This is a genomic window from Bradyrhizobium sp. 147 (genome assembly GCF_023073935.1).
In the GTDB taxonomy this organism is placed as follows: domain Bacteria; phylum Pseudomonadota; class Alphaproteobacteria; order Rhizobiales; family Xanthobacteraceae; genus Bradyrhizobium.
This window is the reverse complement of the sequence record NZ_JADPKL010000007.1, coordinates 1-22,862: the sequence shown is the minus strand read 5'-3', so window position 1 is coordinate 22,862 and position 22,862 is coordinate 1. Positions and strand designations below refer to the sequence as shown.

The 22,862-nt window shown below is 62.9% G+C and carries 20 protein-coding genes, 1 tRNA gene and 1 pseudogene; 6 read left to right on the top strand and 16 right to left on the bottom strand.

What is annotated here, in order from left to right:
- Positions 1-78 precede the first annotated feature (78 nt).
- From IVA87_RS01625 to IVA87_RS01600, 6 genes are read right to left on the bottom strand one after another with little or no spacing between them, the layout of a single operon-like run.
- Positions 79-876, bottom strand: a complete 798-nt coding sequence (locus IVA87_RS01625; protein WP_247332443.1) for an MBL fold metallo-hydrolase — start codon at positions 874-876, stop codon at positions 79-81.
- 13 nt (positions 877-889) lie between these two features.
- Positions 890-1,666: a TatD family hydrolase gene (locus IVA87_RS01620; RefSeq protein WP_247297629.1), complete on the bottom strand. Its 777-nt coding sequence runs from the start codon at positions 1,664-1,666 to the stop codon at positions 890-892.
- Positions 1,667-1,678: 12 nt separating this feature from the next.
- On the bottom strand, positions 1,679-3,643 hold the full coding sequence (metG, locus tag IVA87_RS01615; protein WP_247332442.1) for a methionine--tRNA ligase: 1,965 nt from the start codon (positions 3,641-3,643) through the stop codon (positions 1,679-1,681).
- A 47-nt stretch (positions 3,644-3,690) separates the two neighbouring features.
- Complete coding sequence (locus tag IVA87_RS01610; protein ID WP_247297625.1) at positions 3,691-4,737, bottom strand: DNA polymerase III subunit delta'; 1,047 nt, start codon at positions 4,735-4,737, stop codon at positions 3,691-3,693.
- Positions 4,734-5,420, bottom strand: coding sequence for a dTMP kinase (gene tmk / locus IVA87_RS01605; protein WP_247297623.1), 687 nt, complete (start codon positions 5,418-5,420; stop codon positions 4,734-4,736). Before tmk ends, IVA87_RS01610 begins: the two co-directional genes overlap by 4 nt.
- Before the next feature lie 2 nt (positions 5,421-5,422).
- Positions 5,423-6,685 carry a D-alanyl-D-alanine carboxypeptidase family protein gene (locus tag IVA87_RS01600; RefSeq protein ID WP_247297621.1) on the bottom strand — a complete coding sequence of 421 codons (1,263 nt, stop codon included), beginning with the start codon at positions 6,683-6,685 and terminating at the stop codon, positions 5,423-5,425.
- Between the two features lie 154 nt (positions 6,686-6,839).
- Here IVA87_RS01600 and IVA87_RS01595 point away from each other — a divergent pair, with 154 nt between their 5' ends.
- On the top strand, positions 6,840-7,796 hold the full coding sequence (locus IVA87_RS01595) for an alpha/beta hydrolase (protein WP_247332441.1): 957 nt from the start codon (positions 6,840-6,842) through the stop codon (positions 7,794-7,796).
- Here the strand turns inward: IVA87_RS01595 and IVA87_RS01590 are convergent.
- On the bottom strand, positions 7,790-8,725 hold the full coding sequence (locus IVA87_RS01590; protein ID WP_247297617.1) for a septal ring lytic transglycosylase RlpA family protein: 936 nt from the start codon (positions 8,723-8,725) through the stop codon (positions 7,790-7,792). The genes IVA87_RS01595 and IVA87_RS01590 overlap by 7 nt on opposite strands.
- A gap of 803 nt (positions 8,726-9,528) precedes the next feature.
- Here IVA87_RS01590 and IVA87_RS35075 point away from each other — a divergent pair.
- Positions 9,529-9,657 carry a hypothetical protein gene (locus IVA87_RS35075; protein WP_256466438.1) on the top strand — a complete coding sequence of 43 codons (129 nt, stop codon included), beginning with the start codon at positions 9,529-9,531 and terminating at the stop codon, positions 9,655-9,657.
- Positions 9,658-9,844: 187 nt separating this feature from the next.
- Positions 9,845-10,435: a TIGR00645 family protein gene (locus tag IVA87_RS01585; RefSeq protein WP_247332440.1), complete on the top strand. Its 591-nt coding sequence runs from the start codon at positions 9,845-9,847 to the stop codon at positions 10,433-10,435.
- A gap of 18 nt (positions 10,436-10,453) precedes the next feature.
- Here IVA87_RS01585 and IVA87_RS01580 read toward each other — a convergent pair whose 3' ends face one another.
- The 5 genes from IVA87_RS01580 to IVA87_RS01560 all read right to left on the bottom strand — a co-directional run bounded on the left by IVA87_RS01580 (position 10,454) and on the right by IVA87_RS01560 (position 14,785).
- A complete protein-coding gene (locus IVA87_RS01580; protein WP_247297613.1) occupies positions 10,454-10,771 on the bottom strand; it encodes a DUF1476 domain-containing protein in 318 nt (105 codons plus the stop codon).
- A gap of 246 nt (positions 10,772-11,017) precedes the next feature.
- Positions 11,018-11,209 carry a hypothetical protein gene (locus IVA87_RS01575; protein WP_247281133.1) on the bottom strand — a complete coding sequence of 64 codons (192 nt, stop codon included), beginning with the start codon at positions 11,207-11,209 and terminating at the stop codon, positions 11,018-11,020.
- Between the two features lie 375 nt (positions 11,210-11,584).
- A complete protein-coding gene (locus tag IVA87_RS01570; RefSeq protein ID WP_247332439.1) occupies positions 11,585-12,259 on the bottom strand; it encodes an endonuclease/exonuclease/phosphatase family protein in 675 nt (224 codons plus the stop codon).
- On the bottom strand, positions 12,259-14,406 hold the full coding sequence (locus tag IVA87_RS01565; RefSeq protein WP_247332438.1) for a VTT domain-containing protein: 2,148 nt from the start codon (positions 14,404-14,406) through the stop codon (positions 12,259-12,261). Before IVA87_RS01565 ends, IVA87_RS01570 begins: the two co-directional genes overlap by 1 nt.
- 82 nt (positions 14,407-14,488) lie before the next feature.
- On the bottom strand, positions 14,489-14,785 hold the full coding sequence (locus tag IVA87_RS01560; RefSeq protein ID WP_247332437.1) for a hypothetical protein: 297 nt from the start codon (positions 14,783-14,785) through the stop codon (positions 14,489-14,491).
- Positions 14,786-15,261: 476 nt separating this feature from the next.
- On the opposite strand from IVA87_RS01560, the gene IVA87_RS35070 reads away from it, so the two are divergent.
- Positions 15,262-15,390 (top strand): hypothetical protein, encoded by a 129-nt coding sequence (locus tag IVA87_RS35070; RefSeq protein ID WP_256466437.1) that lies wholly within the window; start codon positions 15,262-15,264, stop codon positions 15,388-15,390.
- A gap of 18 nt (positions 15,391-15,408) precedes the next feature.
- Positions 15,409-17,080: pseudogene (locus tag IVA87_RS01555) on the top strand (PHP domain-containing protein); the annotation flags it as partial.
- Between the two features lie 724 nt (positions 17,081-17,804).
- Here IVA87_RS01555 and IVA87_RS01550 read toward each other — a convergent pair.
- Positions 17,805-17,894, bottom strand: a tRNA-Ser gene (locus tag IVA87_RS01550).
- 498 nt (positions 17,895-18,392) lie between these two features.
- Here IVA87_RS01550 and IVA87_RS01545 point away from each other — a divergent pair.
- Positions 18,393-18,626, top strand: a complete 234-nt coding sequence (locus IVA87_RS01545) for a hypothetical protein (RefSeq protein WP_247297599.1) — start codon at positions 18,393-18,395, stop codon at positions 18,624-18,626.
- 731 nt (positions 18,627-19,357) lie between these two features.
- On the opposite strand, the gene IVA87_RS01540 is transcribed toward IVA87_RS01545, so the two are convergent.
- From IVA87_RS01540 to ilvD, 3 genes are all read right to left on the bottom strand, one after another.
- A complete protein-coding gene (locus IVA87_RS01540; protein WP_247297688.1) occupies positions 19,358-19,681 on the bottom strand; it encodes a hypothetical protein in 324 nt (107 codons plus the stop codon).
- A 249-nt stretch (positions 19,682-19,930) separates the two neighbouring features.
- Entirely contained in the window at positions 19,931-20,248 is a 318-nt protein-coding gene (locus tag IVA87_RS01535; protein WP_247332436.1) for a hypothetical protein, read from the bottom strand.
- Positions 20,249-20,634: 386 nt separating this feature from the next.
- Complete coding sequence (ilvD, locus tag IVA87_RS01530) at positions 20,635-22,485, bottom strand: dihydroxy-acid dehydratase (RefSeq protein ID WP_247297596.1); 1,851 nt, start codon at positions 22,483-22,485, stop codon at positions 20,635-20,637.
- Positions 22,486-22,862: the final 377 nt, after the last annotated feature.

Here is a 22,862-nt window from a genome sequence, read left to right as displayed (position 1 = left end):
TTCAGACGTTAGATCAACATGATGGGGCCGGCGCAAGCAAGGTATATGCCGGCTGGCAGGAGAATTTCCACCGCGGGTTTAGTGCGTCTCCAGCCGCAGCCCGTCATAGGCCGGCACCACGCCCGCGGGCAGCGACTGCCTGATGACCTCGTAATCAACGTCAGCGGTCATGTTGGTGATGACCGCGCGCTTCGGCTTGAAACGTTCGATCCACGACAGCGCATCGTTGATGCTGAAATGGCTGACATGACTGGTGTAGCGCAGGCCGTCGACGATCCAGAGGTCCAGATTTTCCAATGCGCCCCAGCTCTCGCGCGGGATGTCGTTGAGGTCGGGTGTGTAGGCGGCATCCCCGATGCGGTAGCCGAGCGCGGGAATATTGCCGTGCTGCACCAGGAAGGCGGTCATCGTCACCGCGCCGCCCTTCCCCAAAATCGTCTGACTTTCGCCCGCCTCGATCGAATGCCGCGTCAGGATCGGCGGATAGTCGCTGCCCTCCGGCGAGATGAAGCAGTAGGAGAACCGCGACAGGATGTCCTTCGCTGTCGACTGGTTGAAGTAGGTCGGGATGCGCCGTCGCATGTGCATGACCACCGAACGCAGATCATCCATGCCGTGGGTCTGGTCGGCATGCTCGTGGGTCAAGAACACGGCATCGATGTGGTCGACGTTGGTCGAAAGCAATTGCTCGCGCAGGTCCGGCGAGGTGTCGATCAAGATGCGTGTGGTGCCGTGCTCGGACGTTCGTTCGACCAGCAGCGAGCAGCGGCGACGGCGGTTCTTGGGGTTGTTGGGATCGCAGGCGCCCCAGCCGAGCGCCGGGCGCGGCACGCCGGCGGAGGAGCCGCAGCCCAGGATCGTCAGCGTCAGTGTCATGCGGCTCCCAGTCTCAAGCTTTCACCTTCGAGAATAGACGGAAGAAGTTTTCGGTGGTCTGGCGCGAGATTTCCTCGGTCGACACGCTGCGTGTCTCGGCGAGCACCTTTGCGACTTCGACCACATAGGCCGGTTCGTTGCGTTTGCCCCGGAATTTTCCCGGTGCAAGATAAGGCGAGTCCGTCTCAACCAGAATACGATCGGGCGGCAGTTCGGCCGCAAGCGCGCGCAGGGATTCCGACTTCTTGAAGGTCAGGATACCCGTGAAGCCGATATACAGCCCGAGCGAGACCGCCTTCAGCGCCAGCTCGCGCCCGCCGGTGTAACAATGCAGCACCGCGCGAAACGATCCGCGTGCGGCCTCATCCTCCAGGATGCTGGCACAGTCCTCGTCCGCCTCGCGGGTGTGGATCACCAGCGGCAGGCCGGTAGCGCGGGCGGCGGCGATGTGGGCGCGAAAGCCTCTCGCCTGCGCCTCCGGTGAGCTGTTGTCGTAGAAATAATCGAGCCCGGCTTCACCGAGCGCGACGACCTTGGGATGCTGCGTCAGCGCGATCAGCTCGTCCGACGCGATGCCGTCCTCCTCATCCGCATTGTGCGGGTGAGTGCCGACCGAGCAATAGACATCGTCGTAGCGCTCGGCGATGGCGACAAGATCGTTCAGCTTCCGCACCCGCGTGGAGATCGTGACCATGCGTTTGACGCCGGCTGCACGCGCACGCGACACGATCCCGTCGAGATCTTCCGCGAAGTCCGGAAAATCCAGGTGGCAATGACTGTCGACCAGCATCGCGCGTCCGCCTCAGGCCGCCGGCTCGACGTAGCGCGGGAACGCCGGTTTCGGCGCCGGCAGCGTCGAGCCCGGCGCGATGCGCGAGGTGCCACCCAGGGCGGCGAAGCTGCGCTCGGCTTCCGGGATGCCGAGGCTGTCGAGCAGCAATCCCGAGGCGGTCGGCATCGCCGGCTGCGTCAGAATCGCGATCTGGCGCACGACTTCCGCAGTGACGTAAAGCACCGTCTTCTGCCTGGCGGGATCGGTCTTGGCGAGCGCCCACGGCGCCTCGCCCGCGAAATAGCGGTTGGTCTCCGCCACCACGGCCCACACGGCGTTGAGCCATTGGTGGATCTGCTGCGTCGCCATGGCTTCACGCGACGTGGCGATCATGCCGTCGGCCATCGCCAAGATTGCGTTGTCGTTGTCGCTGAACTCGCCGGGCTCCGGCAGCACGCCCCCGAGCTGCCTGGCGATCATCGACAGCGAGCGCTGCGCAAGGTTGCCGAGATCGTTGGCGAGATCGGCGTTAATGCGCGCGACGATGGCCTCGTGATTGTAGTTGCCGTCCTGGCCGAACGGCACCTCGCGCAGGAAGAAATAGCGCATCTGATCGACGCCATACTGGTCGGCGAGGTTGAAGGGATCGACGACGTTGCCGACCGACTTCGACATCTTCTCGCCCCTGTTGAACAGGAAGCCGTGGGCATAGATCCGCTTCGGCAGCGGAATGCCCGCGGACATCAGGAACGCCGGCCAATACACCGCATGGAAACGGATGATGTCCTTGCCGATGATGTGCACGTCGGCCGGCCAGTAGCGCCAGTTTTCGTCGCTCTCGTCGGGGAAGCCTACGCCGGTGATGTAATTGGTCAGCGCGTCGACCCAGACATACATCACGTGCTCTTCATCGCCGGGCACCTTGACGCCCCAGTCGAAGGTCGTGCGCGAGATCGAGAGATCGCGCAGGCCACCTCTGACAAAGCTCACCACCTCGTTCCTGCGGGAGTCCGGCCCGATGAAATCGGGATGGTCCGCATAAAGCTTGAGCAGCTTGTCCTGGTACGCTGACAGACGAAAGAAATAGCTCTTCTCCTCAACCCATTCGACCGGCGTGCCCTGCGGTCCGAGCCGCAACCCATCATCGTTCAGGCGCGTCTCGTCCTCGGCGTAATACGCCTCGTCACGGACCGAGTACCAGCCCGAATAGGTGTCGGCATAGATGTCGCCGTTCGCTTCCATGCGCCGCCAGATCTCCTGGCTGGAGCGATGATGCTGCTCCTCGGTGGTGCGGATGAAGCGGTCGAACGACACGTTCAGGCGCTCGTCCATCTCCTTGAAGCGGCCGGCATTGCGGGTCGCGAGCGCGGACACGGACATGTTTTCACCGGCCGCCGTCTGCACCATTTTTTGGCCGTGCTCGTCGGTGCCGGTCAGGAAGAACACGTCCTTGCCATCGAGCCGCGCAAAGCGCGCCAGCACGTCGGTCGCGATCGCCTCATAGGCGTGGCCGATATGCGGGCTGCCGTTGGGATAGGCGATGGCGGTCGTGATGTAGAAGACGTTATCGCGCGCGGGGGTGGCAACGGGCGCGGCCGTTTGTGGCGCTGCGACGGGCTTTGGCGCGCGCGGCGCCTTCGGCTTGGCAGCTTTTTGCGGGGCGGCGACAGGAGCTGGCGCGGCGATCACGGCAGGCGCAGTCACCCTCGCCTTCTTGGCTACGTTTTTCGCCGGAGCATTGGCCGGCGCTTTGACGGCGGTTTTCTTCGAAGCCTTGTTGGTGGCGACCTGCTTCTTCGCCGCCCGGCCGGCCTTCTTTGCCGTCTTCGCTGCGCTCTTCTTCACGGCTTTTTTGGCGGCAACCTTTTTGGTCTTCTTGACCGTCTTGGCACCTTTGCGCGCACGCGCCTTCACAGCCTTCTTCGTGGCTTTCTTGACGGCTTTCTTCGCAGCCTTCTTCTTGCCCTTGGCGGTTTTTTTAGCTCGCGTTGCCACCACGAATTCCTTTACCGGCTTCTCGAAAATTGGAAACGAACCTGCGCCTAGCGCGTTGCGTCCGCCAGCCAGCCGAACACCGAGAAAACCAAGGGCTTGCGCTCCAGATTGTAGGTTTCGGTGTCGCGCGCGGCGCGGACGATCTTTTCCCATACCTCAGCTAGACGCGCAAGGCGCGGCAGATTCTGGTTCGTATTGGCTTCGTCCGCATGCAGGCGTTCGGCGATCCAGCGATCGATGCCGTCGATGAAGGCGGCAAGCGCGACACGGTCGCTGGTCCCGAGCGAATCGCCGAGCGTGTGCAGTTCGCGCGGATCGACCTGCGGCAGACGCGCGAGCAGTGCCGCCGTGCGCTGCTGGAGCTTGAGCGCGTCACCGCCGAGCAGCGTCAGTGCCCGCGCCACGCTGCCCTCGGAAGCCTCCGCCGCTTCGTGCAGCGCCGGATCATTCGGATCGAGGTCGCCGGCCGAAGCCGCCGCACTGATCACGTCATCGGTGGCGAGCGGGCGCAAGCGCAGCTTGCGGCAACGCGACTGGATGGTGGCGAGCACGCGTGCCGGCGCGTGGCTCACCAACAGGAATAGCGATTGCTGCGGCGGTTCTTCGAGGATCTTCAAAAGCGCGTTGGCCGCGTTTGGATTGAGCTCGTCGACAGTGTCGACGATGCAGACGCGCCAACCTTCGGCGGCGGCCGTCGAGCCGAAGAAGCCGATCGTCTCGCGCGTCTCGTCGACGGTGATCACGGTGCGCATCACGCCGCGATCATTCGCGGTGCGCTCCAGCGTCAACAGCCCGCCATGCGAACTCGCCGCAACCTGCCGCGCCACGGCATTGTCGGGATCGATCGCAAGGTCTTCGGCGCGCTGCACGGACGGCGCCAGCGGCTTGCCGTGGGCGAGCACGAAGCGCGCCATGCGGTAGGCCAGCGTTGCCTTGCCGATGCCTTGCGGTCCGCCGATCAGCCAGGCATGCGGGATGCGCCCGCTGCGATAGGCTGCGAGCAGCGCGGTCTCGGCCTCGCGGTGCCCAAACAGCTTCGATGTCTCGCGCGGATGCGGAATGGCGGTTTCGCGCTCGGTCCGACGCGGGCTCATGCGGAAATCACCGATGCGGGCGTGGGAAGGAGACGTTCGCGCAGCGCCGTCCAGACGCGCCCGGCAACCGTGTCAGGATCGGAATTGGCGTCGATCAGCGCACAACGCGCGGGATCTTCCGCGGCGATCTTGCGATAGGCGTCGCGCAGGCCTTGGTGGAACTTGAGATCCTCGCCCTCGAACCTGTCGGGTGCGGCGCTGCCGCGGCGCGTGGCTGCTCGCTGCAAGCCGATCTCGACCGGCAGGTCGAGGATGATGGTGAGATCCGGCTTGAGATCGCCGATCGTGACCCGCTGCATCGCGTTGATCAGGCCGTCCGGCACGCGGCCGAGGCTGCCCTGATAGGCCCGCGTCGAGTCGGCGAAACGGTCGCACAGCACCCAGACGCCTTGGCTGAGCGCGGGCTGGATCACGGTGCGGACGTGGTCGTCGCGGGCAGCGGCGAACAGCAACGTCTCGGCTTCGGGGCCGAGCAGCTTGCCCATGCCTGACAGCACCAGATGTCGCATGATCTCGGCGCCAGGCGAGCCGCCCGGTTCGCGCGTGACGAGGATGCGCATTCTTGCCGCCTTGAGGCGGTCGGCGAGCTTGTTGATCTGGGTCGACTTGCCCGCCCCTTCGCCACCTTCAAAGGTGATGAAGCGTCCGCGTCCCGACGGCCACCGTACCGCGCTTTCACTCATGATCAGAGCTTCTCGGCGCCTGCGCGGAACATGCCGATCACGAGCTCGCTGGCGCCGTCGATTGCGCGGCGCATGGTCGAGCCGGTGCCGATCGCTTCGGCGGCATAGACCGGCGTCTCCACCGCGATGGTGCCGCCGCGCCAGACCTTGACCACACCGACCTGCTGGCCGGCCTCGACCGGCGCGCGCACCGGGCCGCGATAGACGATGCGGGCGATCAGCTTGTCGCTGCCGTTCTTGTGCACCATCACTTTCACGGGCGTCTTGGCCACGAGCTTGACCGAGCGGCTCTCGCCGCCGAACACCTTGGCGTAGCCGACGGGCTGTTCGGCTGCGATCAGGGTGCGGGTCTCGAAATTGCGAAAGCCCCATTCCAGCATCTTCTTGGCTTCCGTGGCGCGGTCCTCGGGATCATCGAGCCCGTTGACGACAACGATCAATCGCGTGCCGTTTTGCACGGCCGAGCCCACCATGCCGTAGCCGCCTTCCTTGGTGTAGCCGGTCTTGAGCCCGTCGGCGCCCTCCATCGAATTGAGCAGCGGATTGCGGTTGGGCTGGCGAATCTTGTTCCAGGTAAACTCCTTCTCGCCGAACAGTTTGTAGAACTCGGGGAAGTCCAGGATGATGTGGCGGGCGAGGATGCCGAGCTCGCGCACCGTCATCTTGTTGCCGGGATCAGGCAAGCCGTTGGAATTGGCGAAGGTCGATCTGGTGAGGCCGAGCTCGCGTGCACGCTTGGTCATGAACTCGGCCGCGAAAATCCGCTCGTTGCCCGCCATGCCTTCCGCGAGCGCGATGCAGGCATCGTTGCCGCTCTGGATGATCGCGCCATGCAGGAGATCGCTGACCGAGACCTTACTGTTGATGGCGGCGAACATGGTCGAGCCGCCGGAGGGCGCGCCGCCCCGGCGCCAGGCGTTCTCGCTGATCCGATATTCGTCGGTCAGCTTGATGTCGCCCTTCTTGATGGCGTTGAAGACGACCTCTGCGGTCATCAGCTTCATCATGCTGGAGGGCGCGCGCAGCTCGTCGGCGTTCTTCTCGAACAGCACGCTGCCCGAGGAGGCCTCGATCAGGATCGCAGTCGGGGCGTCGCCGTCGAAGCCGGTGTCTTCCGCCTTCTTGGCACCCTGCACGCTCTGGTTGGCGGCGTAGAGCGCCCCGCCCCAGCCGATGGCCGCGACCAGAATCGCCGCGATCAGCCCGCGCGCCAGCGCACCGGCGGTGAACCGGGGGCGACGAAGCAAAGAAGGACGAACTGCCATGGTCAAGCCCTGAGAGCGGCGTTCTACCAGTTGGAACAGATGCGAACAACACGGAGGTGGACGCCTGTCCCTGAGATTGCACGATTCTCCTCGCGCCCCTATCGTGGCATCTTATATTTCCCGACCAAACCCCTGAAACAAGGCGGAAAAGCGAATGTCCTCCAGCCGTATGATCAAGGCCAACGGGATCGAGCTCTTCATCCGCGAGCAGGGCCAAGGTCCGCTGGTGGTGCTGTGCCATGGCTGGCCGGAACTGTCCTATTCCTGGCGCCACCAGATCCCCGCGCTCGCGGACGCCGGGTTTCACGTGGTCGCTCCTGATATGCGTGGCTACGGCCAGAGCGCGGCGCCGCCTGATGCGGCCGCCTACTCCATCTTCGACACAGTCGGCGATGTCGTCGGCCTGGTGCAGACGCTGGGCGAGAGCAAGGCAATGGTGGTCGGCCACGATTGGGGCGCTCCGGTCGCCTGGCACGCGGCGCTGTTCCGCCCCGACATCTTCACGGCGGTCGCGGGCCTGAGCGTGCCGCCGCCGTTCCGTGGCCGCGGCAAGCCGCTCGATCTGCTGCGCCAGGGCGGCATCACCAATTTCTATTGGCAATATTTCCAGACGCCGGGCGTCGCCGAGGCCGAGCTCGAGCGCGACGTCGCCCGCACCATGCGCATCGTGCTCGGCGGCCGCGGCCTCGCCGATCCCTCCGCGGCCATGTTCGTGCAGGAGGGCAAGGGCTTTCTCGGCCATGCGGGCGCCGAGGAGCCACTGCCCCGCTGGCTGAGCGAGGCTGACCTCGCCTATTTCACCGAAAGCTTTCGAAAGTGCGGCTTCCGCGGCGGGCTGAACTGGTACCGCAACATCGACCGCAATTGGGAGCTGACGGCGCCTTGGCAGGATGCGCAGATCCACCAGCCGTCGCTGTTCATCGCCGGCTCGAAGGACGCCGTCATCACCGGCCTGATCGGGGCCAAGCGTGTCAACGAGCTCGAGCGCGTGCTGCCCAATCTGAAGCGCAAGCTGATCCTCGAGGGCGCCGGCCATTGGGTGCAGCAGGAGCGGCCCGAGGAGGTGAACGCGGCGCTGGTGAAATTCCTGACGGCGAGCCCAACTCAGTAGAGGCCGCGGCCACTCAGGATGCTGCGGGCCTCGGCCGCGCCATCCGAGGCGTAGGCGCCGGAAGGCGCGCTCTCGGTCGCATAGCGGCCGTCCTCGTCATAGGACACCGCACGGGCGTTCTGGAGGGCCCGGCCCCGGCTGCGGCTCGAAGCCGAGATTTCCGAGGTCGCGTTGAGCGAGGCCATGTCAGCCGAGCTGTTGCCGAGATTGTAGGGCCGCCCCTCCGGCATCGGAACCTCGCCGCGAATGGCACCGCGGCTCGACGAGGGTAATTCCGGCACGAAAGGCTTGGCCGAAGCGACCCGGACCATTGAGGGGGTCGGCGCCGGAACGCCGGTACGCAAGGTCGCGATCAGCTGGCGATCGTCGGAGCCTTCGAGCGGCGCCCGACCGACATATTCGACCCGGACCTTGGCGACGCCATTGCCTTTGAATTCAAGGAGTTCGGCGGCCTTGTTCGAGACGTCGATGAGCCGGTTGCCGTGGTAGGGCCCGCGGTCGTTGACGCGCACGATCAGCGACTTGCCGTTGGAAATATTGGTCACCCGCGCATAGGACGGCATCGGCAGGGTCGGATGCGCCGCCGTGAGCGAGGTCATGTCGAACACTTCGCCGTTGGCGGTCAGGCGGCCGTGGAAATCATCGCCATACCAGGACGCCATGCCCTCGGCACGATAGTTGACGTCCTCCTCCGGCACGTAGGTCCGGCCGGCCACGATATAGGGCTTACCGACGCGGTAGGTGCCGCCACCCTTCGGGACCGGATCACCCCAGGCCACCACCCTTGGGCTTGAGGACACGCCATATTTCGGATCGACGCGGCTGGCGAACTTGTTCGACGAGGCGCAATTGGCGAGCGCAAGGCAGGTCGCGACCGCCGCAACACCGCGCGCGGCCCGCAAAACCGAATCTGACCGTCGGATCCCCATTTGCCCCAAATACCATTCCGCCGGCGGCATGCCCAACCCGCATTGGCTACGGGAGCGCCGTCCGGTCCTTTGATCCGAGGCGGCCCACCACCGCATCGGAAGCAGTAACGATAACGCAACCCGAACACGGCGGAAATGGGGAGCCCACAGCGATCACGCCGGCATGGTAAACGGGACGTTCGCTTCCCCCGTCGATCTACGGAGCGCAGGCGCCCTGCTCTGTGCCAAGGCTGGACATTCTGTTGCGCCAAATCCTCACTCCATCCCCATTGTCACGCCGCTCACGGAAATTCTTTTGACTGTGCAAGGCCGCACGCGTTCTCTCGGATGCAGGGCGGGATTTGGAATTTAGCGATGATCGAGACGGTTTCGGCACTGATGGGTCTGGTAAGCGCGGCGATCTTCCTTGCCCATGCGTTTGAAGGTTACCGCACGAGGGCCTGAAGGCACTCGCGCGGGACGGCAAGCATTCACCTCTTTCAAGGCGGCACGTTCGGACAATTTCAATCGATCCGATCGAGCATCGAGGACGAGAGCGGCAGGTGTCCCATGCGCAACCATGACCTCGTATCCGATGGCTTCCTGGCATTGACCGCGGGCGGCTTGGTCCTGCTCTGCTCGAGCCTCGTGGCACTGGCCTTCGGCTGATCTCGGGCGCAATCTTCGCTTTCCCGACAACGACCACACTGCGCTGCAAACAGTGTTTGCCCGGGGATTGTCCCGCTCCCGTTTAGTTGATTGAATTTCCGCATTCGGCGCCTCGACTTAATTTCAAGAGGCCATCACCAACCTGGGTGAGTCACATGCTTGCCGAGAAGTTTTTCCTTGTCCTTGAATCCCTGATCCGTGGCGATCGCACCTATCCGGACGGAAGCCCCAGGGTCATCAGCACCTCCCCGCACGTACCGGTGAAGCTGCCGAGCCAGAAATAGCCCGCTCGCCTTTCCCAGTCACCCGCCGCTCTGATTCCGGTGCTGGCCGAGCGCGCGACGCCCGCCCAGCACGTTAGCACGAAACGGCGCGATCCCTGGAAAATGACCGGTTGCGCCGCGTCTTCCGCCGGCCATCTTGCCGGGCTACATGGCAGCAAGATCATCTCGATGCGAGGATGCTGCCTGAATGTCGGTTGAGCCTGGATTCCAGTCCGAACGCCGCACCGAACCCCGACGGCCATTGCCGCGTCTGGGCCTGCTGCCGATGATCATCTTCGGCTCGCGCTGGCTGCAGCTGCCGCTGTATCTCGGATTGATCGTGGCGCAGTGCGTCTACATCGCGCTGTTCCTCAAGGAGCTCTGGCATCTGTCCTGGCACTCGCTCGATCTCACCGAGCAACAGATCATGATGAGCGTGCTGGCCCTGATCGACGTCGTGATGATCTCCAATCTGTTGGTGATGGTGATCGTCGGCGGCTACGAGACCTTCGTCTCGCGGCTCGATCTCCAGGGTCATCCCGACGAGCCGGAATGGCTCGGCCACGTCAATGCCAGCGTTCTCAAGATCAAGCTCGCCATGGCCATCATCGGCATTTCCTCGATCGCGCTGCTGCGCACCTTCATCGAGGCCGGCAATCTCGGCTCGAACCGCGCCGGCTTTACCGAGACTGGCGTGATGTGGCAGGTGCTGATCCACCTCACCTTCGTCATCTCGGCGATCGGCATCGCCTATGTCGACAAGCTCAGCGTTGCCGGGGCGCGCAAGCACGCCGAATGAGGCACAACGACCAGCCTCTCATGTGCCAGCTTCGAGCTGCTGCATGACCTGGCGCAGGTATTCCACAAGCTTCTGCGCGACCTGCTCGCGCGTCACCCCCTTGGCGGCGAGATCGCCGGACACCTTGCTCACGATGTCGTCGATGGTCTGTCTCTCCAGATTGTCCGTGACCAGCGCTGTTGCGTAGCTTGCCGCCTCGTCGTTGCTGAGGCCGAGCTGGCTTGCGGCCCAAAGCCCGAGCAGCCTGTTGGACCGGGCCGTCGCCTTGAACATCAGCTCCTCGTCGTGGACGAACTTTGCTTCAAAGCCGTGCTCGCGCTTGTCGAACGTGGTCATGGTCAGCTCCATTCTCGTTTCGCTGATGCGACATACTGGCTGGGAGCGAACGTCTCCGTGGTTCACGTCAGGTGAGGATCACCCTAAACTTCCTCCCGGAAGGCAAACGCCGTCAAGCCCGCCGATGGGCGTGGGACCGGGCGCGCGCAAGCTGGTCTTGAGCGGGGAACGCCAACCGCCGTGAGACGCCGGCGGCATCGGTTTGAAAGATCGGTATGAGAGATTGTTGGCGCCGACCGCGCTCGGTCAGCCCTTCGCCGCGGCCGCTTCCCGCGCGAGGCGTTCGGCCTTCAGCCGTTCCTTGTTGGCGTAAAACGCCTTCTGCGCCGCCTCATGATCGCGCATGGCCTTTTCGGCCTCGAGCCGGCGCGCTGCATCACGTGCCTGGCGCTGCTCGGGGGTCAGAGGTTTGCGTCGGAAGGAAAGGTCTTCAGTCATGGCAACACAACGTGGCGGCGAGGAAAAAGTTCCGCATGCCTGAGCTGAAGCATAGGCTCTGACCATCAAAGTTTGCGAAAACAACCCCATGCACCGTAGCTAAGTCTTGTTGGCACAACGCCTTTTGCATTCGCGCAAAAGCCGGTTGACCCGTCGGGCAAAACAGTGGCATTCTGCCATCTTCGGAAAATCGGCAAGAAGGCTGATCTGGATCCCTTCTCGAACGCTAGAGAATAATCCGGAAAAGTGCGCAGCGGATTTCCGAAAAGCTCATGTTCGAGACAACAACCTAAAGCGCGATGACGATTCATCCTAATCTCATCGCACTTTGGGGCAAGCGGCGAGCGAGAAGATCAGCTTCCCTCGGGGAAATATTCAGATCTCTATTTCTGCAATCACCGGCAAATGGTCTGAATAGGCTCCTGCCTCCCGGTCGGTCCACACTTTCCCGAACCGGCTGTCGGGCGTCGCATAGATTCTATCAAGGCGTAGAACGGGCAAACGCGCCGGGAAAGTCCGCAAGCGTGTCCGGTTTGGGCAAACCTGCGCGAGCACGCGCCGCACCGATTTGACCCAGAACCAGTCATTGAAGTCGCCGAGGACGACGGTCTTTCCGGGCTTCACAAGGCTGACCAGGGCCTGAGCTTGCGCATACCGCTCATGGATACTCAAGCCGAGATGAGTAGCCACCACGCGCACATGGCCGACAGGTGTCAGCAGTCCCGTGGCAATCGCCCTACGGGGCTCCCGCTCCCGATACGACACGTCGACGATCTCTGGCACATCAGAGAACGGAAAGCGGCTCAGGAGCATCTGACCGTAGTCGCCATCCTGAGTGACAATCGACTTCGCGTGAACGCGGTGGTCGCCGACAGCAATCGCCAACTTCGCGAATGGATCGTCTGACCGCGATCGCGAATCCACCTCCTGAAGCGCGACGACATCGGGGGCCCACCTGCGAATGATCGAGCAAACACCCTCCAAATCGAACTTCGAATTGAGATTGAACGTGCCATGCACATTCCAAGTCATGAAACGCATCGCCGCCATCAGCGCCTCCCGGCGAGCCAGGTCGCGACGAATTGTGCGCCCACGCAGATTCCGAGCCAGCCCAAAAACGCCAAGACCAATAGCAATATGTTGCTCCAGGATGCATCCCTGGCCAAATCTGCGATTTGAGCCCCCAGAACTGCCATGGCGAGAATACCAGGCATCATGCCCAGCAGAGTTCCAACCATGAAGTCGCGGAGAGGCAGCGTGCTCGCACCAGCCACGACATTCACCACCGAGAACGGTGCTATGGGAATCATCCGGATGACGACGACAGCCAGAATACCCTTGCCTACGACGCGTTCCTGGATGCGCGCTGCACGTCGTCCGAGTAAACGCTGGAGTCGCTGTCGTCCGAGTGCCCGCCCGATCGCAAAAAGCACGAGCGCGCTGAGCAAGACGCCGGCCATTGCGGTGATGAAGCCCAGCCAGGGCCCAAGCGCGGCAGCAGTCGCTGCAATGAGTACGAGAACCGGAAACACGACCAGCCCGCCGACGACGAAAGCTGCGATCGCGAATGGCGGCCCCCAGATAGACTGCGAGTAGGCAGACAGGAACGTCGAAATACGACCCGCGTCGGCGAAATCGCTCAAAGACGTGTACGACCAAGCCACCCCCAGTCCAAAAAGCGCCACGGCTATCGATACGATCCCTATTAGAGTCTTCGTGCTCCACATGCGAGATGCCGCCCGCTCGAGATGAAGAGGCCGCTCGGGGTCGGCCACCGGCTGAACCATTGTGGCCAGAGTACTGGTCAGAACCGAGGACTCCACTTCCCGCAGCGCCTTCGCCCCATCAGCTCTCGACACGTCGTCCAGGAGCGCAAAAAGACGATCCTCATTTCGCGTTATGGTCTGTTCGTCGAGAGCGCAAAAATGGGCAATCAGGCGACGGCGGACCGAAGCGATGAAGTTTCTATGCTCGTCGGATGCAGCTTCAAAAATAAGGTCACACTCACTATCGGCACCCATCGACCGATTGTTCAGGTTAGCCGAGCCGATCCTCAAGATCCGATCGTCGACGGTCATGAGCTTGCTGTGCACCATCACGGCAGCTTCGGTATCCGCGCTGCCTGAGACCGGGTAGACGAAGCGGATACGATCTGCCACTCCGGCCTGATTGAAGCAGTCGATGAAGGCACCACGGCCGTTTTGCATGGCTTGGGATTCTACCCAGGACGAATGCAGTTTGGGAGTGACGACGAGAACCCGAAGCGAAGGCGCGCGAAGCATCTGCTCGGCCAATTCCCGCGCTATCTTGATAGCGCTGGTAAACTGGTTTTCGATGTAAACGAAGCTCGTCGCTGACCGGATCGCTGCAACCAGTGAGCGCTCGACCTCCTTGATCCTCGAACCTGCCGGACACACGATCTCTGTCCTGGCGATACCCACCGGCACGTGCTCCGCCTCAACCGGCACATTCGCCGGCCAGCGAATGCTCTTCAGCGCGCGCCGAGGATGAACCTGTTGACCTGCCGCACGCCAGCGTTCCTCCGCGAGGTCGGATAGCCATGCCGCAGCATCCCCGTCGACCATGCATTGAACATCATGAAACGGCGGGTATGGCTTACCCGCAGGGTCGCAGCGCAACGCGTGATCGGCGCGATGGTCGCTCGTGTCCCAGCGCCTGATCGTCAGGTCGAGCCCGCCAACGAACGCCAATGAACCGTCGACGCAGACGATCTTCTGGTGTTGGGCGGAACCAAACGGAAGTGTGGAATCCAGATGAAATCGGACGCGGCCACATGTTCCGGCAGTGAATTTTGCTGCGGAATTCCATTCCCTTTCGGACGCGTAAAACGAGACAAAGTCCCAGGTCAGAATATTGATCCACAGGGCGGGACGGCGTTGAACGAGCGCGCGGAGGAATGGGCCAAGCTGTTCCGGCAGACCATCATCCGCTCCTCCGGAAGCTCCGACCAGCCTGGTTGCACTATGGATATCCCATCCGATCACATAAACTTGGTCTTGCGCCTCCAGCAGCGCGTCCCGCAGGGCCGCGAAATAAGCGGCAGCATCATTCAGAACCGCGACGCGGCGCGCTTCGCACCGCCGCCAGACCGTATTGCCGGGGATCAGGGTCGATGAACTCTGAAGCAGGTGGACCTCGCAAATCGCATTCGTGTCTAAAACGCTGTGAATGCTCAACGGGTTCCGCGGCCCGCAAACGGGCTATGCTCGGTGTGAGAATGCTGAGCCACAGAGCTTACGCGGCACAAGCGCACTTGCGTTATTTGGTTCGGACAGTCTTTGCGCCGGCGCCCCTCAAGACGTCGGCGATCTTCTCAGGGGCATCGCCGTGGAAATCCACGGAGACCTCGATCAGACCCTCCAGCTTCTGCTGACCCTCCGGCGCGGGCGCGGATTTGACGTCAGCACCGGCCGGATGTGTCCCCGCCGTGTTCGCGCCGCCGGCCGGTTGGACGAAGACGTCGCTTCGGGATACGCCGCATTCCTGGACGACGTGCTCAATGGCAAGCTCGGCGCTGCGGCGAGTGTCGAATTCTCCGATGATCGTGCTTTCCAAGACAGCTCTCCCTAGGTGGACGAGAGTGCGTACAACAGGCCAGCACTGGCCAAGTTCCAGAAGCTGGCGACCTGCATCTCAAATGCATGGATGGTCGATTTGGACCACGCGCCGGGGGTTCAGAACCGGATTATCCCGAGCAGGAAGAGGAGCGCGAGAGTGACCAGGCCGGAGATCAGCAACGAGCCGAGACACCCGAGCCGGTTCGAGAAAAAGAAGAACATGCCTGGCCCGCTGTGAAGCTTCCTGCCGGGCTAATTTTTCAAGTTCGATAGCGTTCCGGATGCGCTCTTGTTCGTCCTGATTGTCGAGCGGCTCCCACCTACAGCCAGCGCTTGAACTGGTGCTTCTAGAAGAGACGGATAGAACCAATCTTTGAGCGAGACGTTGAACCCACGATGTCCGACGCCTTTGACTATTTCCGAGCGCACGCGGTTCGAGCCCTTTGCAAGGCCCGGACGATGCCCCGCGGGCGAATGAAGCATCTCCAAATCGTAGTAGCCCGGATCTACCATCTGCTCACCAAGGAGGCCGCCTACGGGCCGAACCTGCAGCATCTGGACGACTTCCGGGCAGCCCAGAAGGTCGAGAAGTCAATTGATTGAAGGCCTGGAGTGAGGTGAGTGGCGGTCGCTGACACCCCAAAGGTGACTGAACTCCTGAGGGAATACGCGCAGCGAACTGCGCTGCGTGGAGGCAACCCCTATCGTGCGAAGGCTTATGCCCGCGCCGCCGATAATCTTGCCGCGCTCGTCGTCCCGCTCCACGTGCTGATCGAGGAAGACCGCCTCACCGAGATTCCCGGGGTCGGCGAAGCCATCGCGGACATCATCACCAAGCTGTATCGCACGGGCACTCATCCGAGCCTTGAGAAGCTGCGCAAGGAAATTCCCGCGGGGGTCCTGGAACTGCTGACGGTGCCGGGCTTAAGGCCTGAGAAGGTGCTCAAGCTCTACAAGGATCTCGGTATTACCTCCCTATCCGAATTGGAAACGGCAGCCAAGCAAGACCGCATCAAGAAGGCCAAGGGGCTTGGGGCCGCGCTGCAGACCAAGATCGTGGAGAACCTTGCGATCGCCAAAAGCGGCAAGGGACGCCTGCACCTGCATCGCGCCGCGGCCCTGCTCGAGCATGCAACGGACTCGCTGCGGAAGGCGCGGCCCGAGCTCAAACGGCTCACGATTGCCGGCGACTTCAGGCGTGGTTGCGAACTCGTCGCCGACCTCGCGATCGTCGCCGAGGCCCCCGGGAGCGGCAGCGTTATCGAATCAGGCGGGCTGCAAGTCCACCTCGCCGATCGCAAGCATTTTGGCGCCGCCCTGCTCCACGCGACAGGTTCACCGATTCATCTTGATCAGCTTCGGGCGCTCGCCGAGAAGAAAGGAATGCGCCTCGAGCCGTACGGGCTGCACAAGGCGCGGAGCGTTGTCGCAGAGACCGAGGAAGACATCTACCGGGCGCTCGGCCTTCCCTTCATCGCGCCCGAACTGCGCGAGGGTCGCGGCGAGATTGAGCGGGCACTTGAAGAAAAAGCTGCCGAGGCTCGTCACCGACCAGGACCTGCGCGGCATCCTGCACTGCCATACCGACGCCTCCGACGGGACCGAGACGCTCGAGACCATGGCAAAGGCAACGTTGAAGCGCGGCTTCGAATATTTCGGTGTCGCCGACCACTCGCAGTCGGCGCACTACGCCGGGGGTCTCTCGCTCGAGCAGATCAAGGAGCAGCATCGGCAGGCCGAGCGGCTCAACAGAAAGTTTGGCAAGGGCTTTCGGATCCTGAGGGGCGTCGAATCCGACATCCTGGCGGACGGATCGCTGGACTATCCGGACGAGGTGCTCGACGGCTTCGACTTCGTGGTCGCCAGCATCCACGGGCGTTTCAGGCTGGATCGGAAGGCACAGACCGAACGCCTGCTGCGGGCGATCGCCAACCCCTACACCACCATCGTCGGCCACATGACCGGCCGCCAGCTTCAGCGCCGTCCAGGCTATGAGATCGATGTCGAAAAGGTGCTGCGCGCCTGCGCCAAGCACGACGTTGCAGTCGAGATCAACGCTCATCCCTGGCGGCTCGATCTGGACTGGCGCTGGCATCAGGCTGCGCTCGGATATGGCTGCATGTTGAGCATCAATCCGGACGCGCACTCGATCGCCGAGCTCGATCACATGCATTGGGGCGTCGAGATGGCGCGAAAAGGCGGCGTCCCCGCAGAGCGGGTGCTGAACGCAATGCCGCTGGCCGATATCGAGCGATACCTCCGCCACAGGCGCCGCTCGTTCGCACGTGCAGCTTGGAGGCCTGGTCCTTCAACGAAGGCCCGCCGGTCCACGCGCAGCCGTTTGCGGGAGAAAGAACGACCCAGGCCTGGATCAAGGACCCAGGGCTGGGGCCGCTCGGGCTACGGGTTAGATAGCCTGATGCGCCTAAGCGCATGCGGATCAAAGTACGTGGGCCGCAAGCGTTCCTATTTTTGCAACGGCCTCCACCGGAGCTAAAGCGCAATGAGATTGGGAATAATCGTCATCGCGCTTGACGTTGTGTTTGAGCCCGATCTTTTCGGAAAACCGCTTCACACTTTTCCGGATCATGTCCAGGAACGCTTGCTGCGCTTTCGCGTCTTCTGAAAAAATGAGACGTGCCCATGCCTCCAGCCACGCCCCCGAGCCCAACCCTGCTCCGCTGCCCCAAATGCCGCGAACCGCTCAGCCTGGCGGAGAAGCTATGGGACATGAAGGCAGCCCGCTTCATCCGGGTTTATCAATGCCGGTGCGGTGAACTGCTCTGGGATGATCAATCGTCCGCGGAACACAGCTAAGGCACACCAGGCCCGCCTCGCCTGGAGTTGCGATCTCGAGCGGCGCAGCGAGGCCGACAAGATTTCGTCTCGCTTCAACTCATCCGCGATTGCGCCCTCTACGTCGAGCTCAGCTGAACGCGGTAACGAGAGGCCGTATTCTCTGTTGAGTTGGACGCCACGTCTGAAACCGCATCTAAGCGGTTGATTTTATTGGATTGTGGCGGAAGGGGTGGGATTCGAACCCACGGTACCCTTGCGGGCACGCCGGTTTTCAAGACCGGTGCCTTAAACCACTCGGCCACCCTTCCAAGTCTGGAAGTTGTTTAGCTTTTCGTCGCTTCGGTTCGCTTGTTTATGGCGGCGCGCATGGCGACGTCAACCGCTGCGGCGGCTTCCCCCTGCATGTTCGGCCTCAGGTGGCTGTAATCTCCATCGTGATCGCGATTGAGGAATGGCCTAGCCGCTGCTGCACGATCTTGGAATGGATATTCGAGGCCAGCATATGGCTGGCGTGGCTGTTGCTAACCAAATGCGTCTGATCCGCCCGCTGTGGGTGCTCCACCGGTGGGCCCGGCATCGCGCCGAGCGCCAGTGAAATCGCGGGCTAAGCCGCTGATCTGACTCCGCTTTGGTCCGAAATCCCGGCAAAGGATTCGCGACCGGGATCCTGGCCCGCCGGTTCACGCTGGCGGGTCTTCTTCGCGACGCCTGTCGGCCTAATCAACGGTTAACGAAGAACCAATAGAATATTCCGCCGTTGACTTGCACCCCACCGCGACACGAGGTGGGTTTAGGACATGCCGATAATGGCGGACCTCAAAAAGAGATTGGACAAACTCCGCGCCGATGCCGCGGATTTGGCCCTTATGAGCAGGCGGGCAAGCGATCCGGAAAAGCGCGAACTCTTCGGACGCTTGGCAGATGAGCTTGCAATAGAAGCTCTTGAACTCGAGCAGGTGGTGAAGCAACAAGCTAGGCAATCAGCTTCCAGCGACATGGACAGAGTTGTGAACTTCCGGACCCGCCTGGAGAGGAACTGAACACCATTGTCGAGATTGCCGGCTCGCAACGTGAGAGCGGACGAAGCGAGCAAAAATGATGAGTAAGCGAAGCAAGGCCAACTTGGTTGGCGTAGGAACGTGCCTAGCGATCAGCGTTCATTTTCCAGGTCGAAGCAGGCTGCTATTGCCCTGTGGTCTCTAGGCGCTCTAGCGTTCGGCATGGCTGCGCTGGTTTCTTCTTCTCACTAGCTTGCTGAAGGGCGCCGCCTCAGTCGGCGGCCGCTCAATGGTCCGCCCGCGCGGCCGGTCGCAGGGGCCCGGTTGGTCATATGGGACCCGAAAACTTCCCGAGCTGACCCTTTCCCATGACGAGATCGCCCGCTCCTAGGAGCTTAATTCTACCGACCATTTTCAGAGTTAAAGTTCAAGACCGGTGCCTTAAACCACTCGGCCACCCGTCCAAGCCTGGAATGGGTGTCGCTTAACGCAGTCACCGCGCAAGGCAATGCGAAGTTTGCACTCTCGCCTCAACCCCTTCAGCCCGCCCTCTGTCAGGCGAGTGTCAGCCTGTTCCGCTAGCTTGGCGCAGGTTCGGCGCCGCCACGCGCCGACGTCTCGGCAATCCCAGATACCGGCGACATCTCCCAGGGCGTTGCCGGTTGCGAGGCCCGGTTGGATTCGTCTCCATATCCGGGCCTCGTTTGCTGATGCGCAAAAGAAAGCGGCGCCCCGCAAGGAGCGCCGCGCGAGACTGTCTTCGTTGCGCCAGCTCAGTACCCGCAGGACGCGCAGCCCATCTGCACGGGCGCGTAATACGAATAGCCCGGCGACACCATCTCGACGCGCTGGCGCGTGGCATATTGCGGGGGGATGCGCTCGTACTGGACGCTGGGCGGGGCCACCATCACGGTCTGCGGCACCATTACCGTGCGGTACTGCGCCGGCGTGCGGTGCGCGACCACAGAACCGGGAGACACCATCACGGTTTCGTCGAAAGTGCGGTATTGCGGCGCGACGTATTGCTGCTGGTAGCAGGTCGTGCACGGCGGCGGCGTATAACAATTGTAGCAGCCGGCGGAGGCTGCGCCCGCCATGGAAATCGCGGCGACCGCGGTGGAGAAAACAACGGCGAAAGTACGAGACATTGCGTGGTGCCCCAGTTGCCCGAAATGGATGTGCGAAGGTCGCTAGCAGTATATGCCGCAAAATCCTGGGCTGCCGAACTTCGTCGGGGCATCCTTAATGCGAACGGCCAATCGCGGCCGACAGGTAAGAACTCATTGACCACGCGCATTAACGCGCGACGTGCGCTTGCCGTTCATCCGCCTCCGACGGCTCGCGCTTCAGCGCCTCGCTGCTCTTTCCAAAAACTCCAGCAGCGAGGGATCGGTCTCCTCGAATTCGACAAAGCGGCGGCGCAGTTCGTCTGCGATTTCTGCGGTGGCATCTCGTGACCATCCTTCCGCGGTATTGAAAGCCACGACACGTACTGGATGGAGATATTGCCCCTCGACGAGATTCCTGAGCAGGGTCGCCCGATTGGCGTCCTCCTCAGCCGTCTCACACCAGGCGCGGCCCAGCCGCCGGCCGAAATCATCAAGTACGAGATAGACGTCCCGGTCTGTCGCAATGTGCGGCACGAGCGATGGAGAGTGACTCATGGCTTACCCCGCTACTGGCAATCCGGACCGTTGCGGAGGATACGGCGTCCGCCCGGCCGGATTCGGAAAAATGGATTTCGGCTATTTTCTTAAGTGGCGCGATTAAATCACAAACAAAGTACAAATAAATAAAAATTAAATGGCAAAATGGGCGCAAAGACACTAAATTCACAGGGGCCTGGCGGGCGAGCCCGCACGTCGGGTGCCCACTTTGCAAAACGGCTCCCGCCTCCACCCCCAAAAGCCCACACCCCAGGAGGCGGGGCCGTTTCTTTTGCGACCGCTGTCCCGGCTCTCTGTCCCGCAACAGTACGCCCGCCCGCTCGCGTCGAGACCGCGGGTCATTCCGGAAGACTCCGCCCAGCCGGTGGCGCGTCGATCAGGCGCTATCTCGAACGCCGCTTCACCTCGCGCACGGCGCCGCGCGCGGCGCTGGTGGTGAGCGCGGCGTAAGCCTGCAGCGCGGTCGAGACGTTGCGCCTGCGGTTCTGCGGCTGCCAGGCGGCATCGCCCTTCGCCTCCTCCGCGGCGCGGCGTTTGGCCAGCTCCTCGTCGGAGACCTGCAGGCTGATGCTGCGGTTAGGGATGTCGATGGCGATACGATCGCCGTCGCGCACGAGACCGATATTGCCGCCTTCGGCCGCTTCCGGCGACAGGTGGCCGATCGACAGGCCGGACGAGCCGCCGGAGAAGCGGCCGTCGGTGACGAGCGCGCAGGCTTTGCCGAGACCCATCGATTTCAGATAGCTGGTCGGATAAAGCATCTCCTGCATGCCGGGGCCGCCGCGCGGGCCTTCGTAGATGATCACAACGACCTCACCCGCAACGACCTTGCCGCCCAGGATCCCTTCCACCGCCGCGTCCTGGCTTTCGAACACGCGCGCGGGGCCGGAGAATTTCAGGATCGAGGCGTCGACGCCGGCGGTCTTCACGATACAGCCGTCCTGCGCGAGATTGCCGTAAAGCACGGCGAGGCCGCCGTCCTTGCTGAAAGCGTGCTCAAGGTCGCGCACGACGCCCTTCTCGCGGTCGGCATCGAGCTCGTCGTAGCGGCGCTCCTGGCTGAAGGCGACCTGGGTCGGGATGCCGCCGGGCGAGGCCCGATAGAAGGTGCGCACCGCCTCGCTCTTGCTGCGCTTGATGTCCCAGCGCTCCAGCGCATCGTTCATGGTCGGGGCGTGCACGGTCGAGACCGAGGTGTCGATCAGCCCGGCGCGGTCGAGCTCGCCGAGAATGCCCATGATGCCGCCGGCGCGATGCACGTCCTCGACATGCACGTCGGCGACGGATGGTGCGACCTTGCACAGCACCGGCACACGACGCGAGAGCCGGTCGATGTCGCGCATGGTGAACTCGACCTGCCCTTCATGGGCAGCGGCGAGCAGATGCAGCACGGTGTTGGTCGAGCCGCCCATCGCGATGTCGAGCGTCATGGCGTTTTCGAACGCCCTAGAGTTGGCGATGTTGCGCGGCAGCACGCTGGCATCGTCCTGCTCATAATAGCGGCGGACCAGATCGACGATGGTATGGCCGGCCTCGACGAACAGGCGCTTGCGGTCGGCATGGGTTGCGACCACCGTGCCGTTGCCGGGCAGCGCGAGACCGAGCGCCTCGGTCAGGCAGTTCATGGAATTGGCGGTGAACATGCCCGAGCACGAGCCGCAGGTCGGGCACGCCGAGCGCTCGATCACCTTGACGTCCTCGTCGCTGACCTTGGAATCGGCCGCGGCTACCATGGCATCGATGAGGTCGACGGCTTTGGTCTTGCCCTGGAGCTTGACCTTGCCGGCCTCCATCGGTCCGCCCGAGACGAACACGGCGGGGATGTTGAGCCGCAGCGCGGCCATCAGCATGCCGGGCGTGATCTTGTCGCAATTGGAGATGCAGACGAGACCGTCGGCGCAATGTGCGTTGGCCATGTATTCGACGCTGTCGGCGATCAATTCGCGCGACGGCAGGCTGTAGAGCATGCCGTCATGGCCCATGGCGATGCCGTCGTCGACGGCGATGGTGTTGAACTCCTTGGCGACGCCGCCGGCCTGCTCGATCTCGCGGGCCACGAGCTGGCCGAGGTCCTTGAGGTGGACGTGGCCGGGCACGAACTGGGTGAAGGAGTTGACGACGGCGATGATCGGCTTGCCGAAATCGGCATCCTTCATGCCCGTCGCGCGCCAGAGGCCGCGGGCGCCCGCCATGTTGCGGCCGTGGGTGGTGGTGCGGGAGCGATAGGCTGGCATGGCGGTTTCCGTCCTCGGGTTGGCTTGAGCCGGGCGGAAAAATCGAAGCCGCCTCAGACCTTTCCGGCCGGATAGCGCACGCGGGGAACGCGCGCAACGGGAACTTGGTCCGGACAGGGCTCCCCTGCTCCCGGCGCGGCCTGTCGCGAACGTTCCCCAGCGCGAGGTTGCGTGCAAACGCTGCGCTGCAGGCGACAAGGATCGCGGCATGCGCGGACGAACGCGCCAATGTTCGAACGGGCGCGGGCGTGTCCGTAGTGATCCGGAATGGAAGCCTAATCGACCTTCGCGTACATCGCGGGACATCGATCGGCGGCCACTTCCACGGGCATCATCCTCTGATCGCGCTACATGGGGTTGGGGGACCACATGGGGCG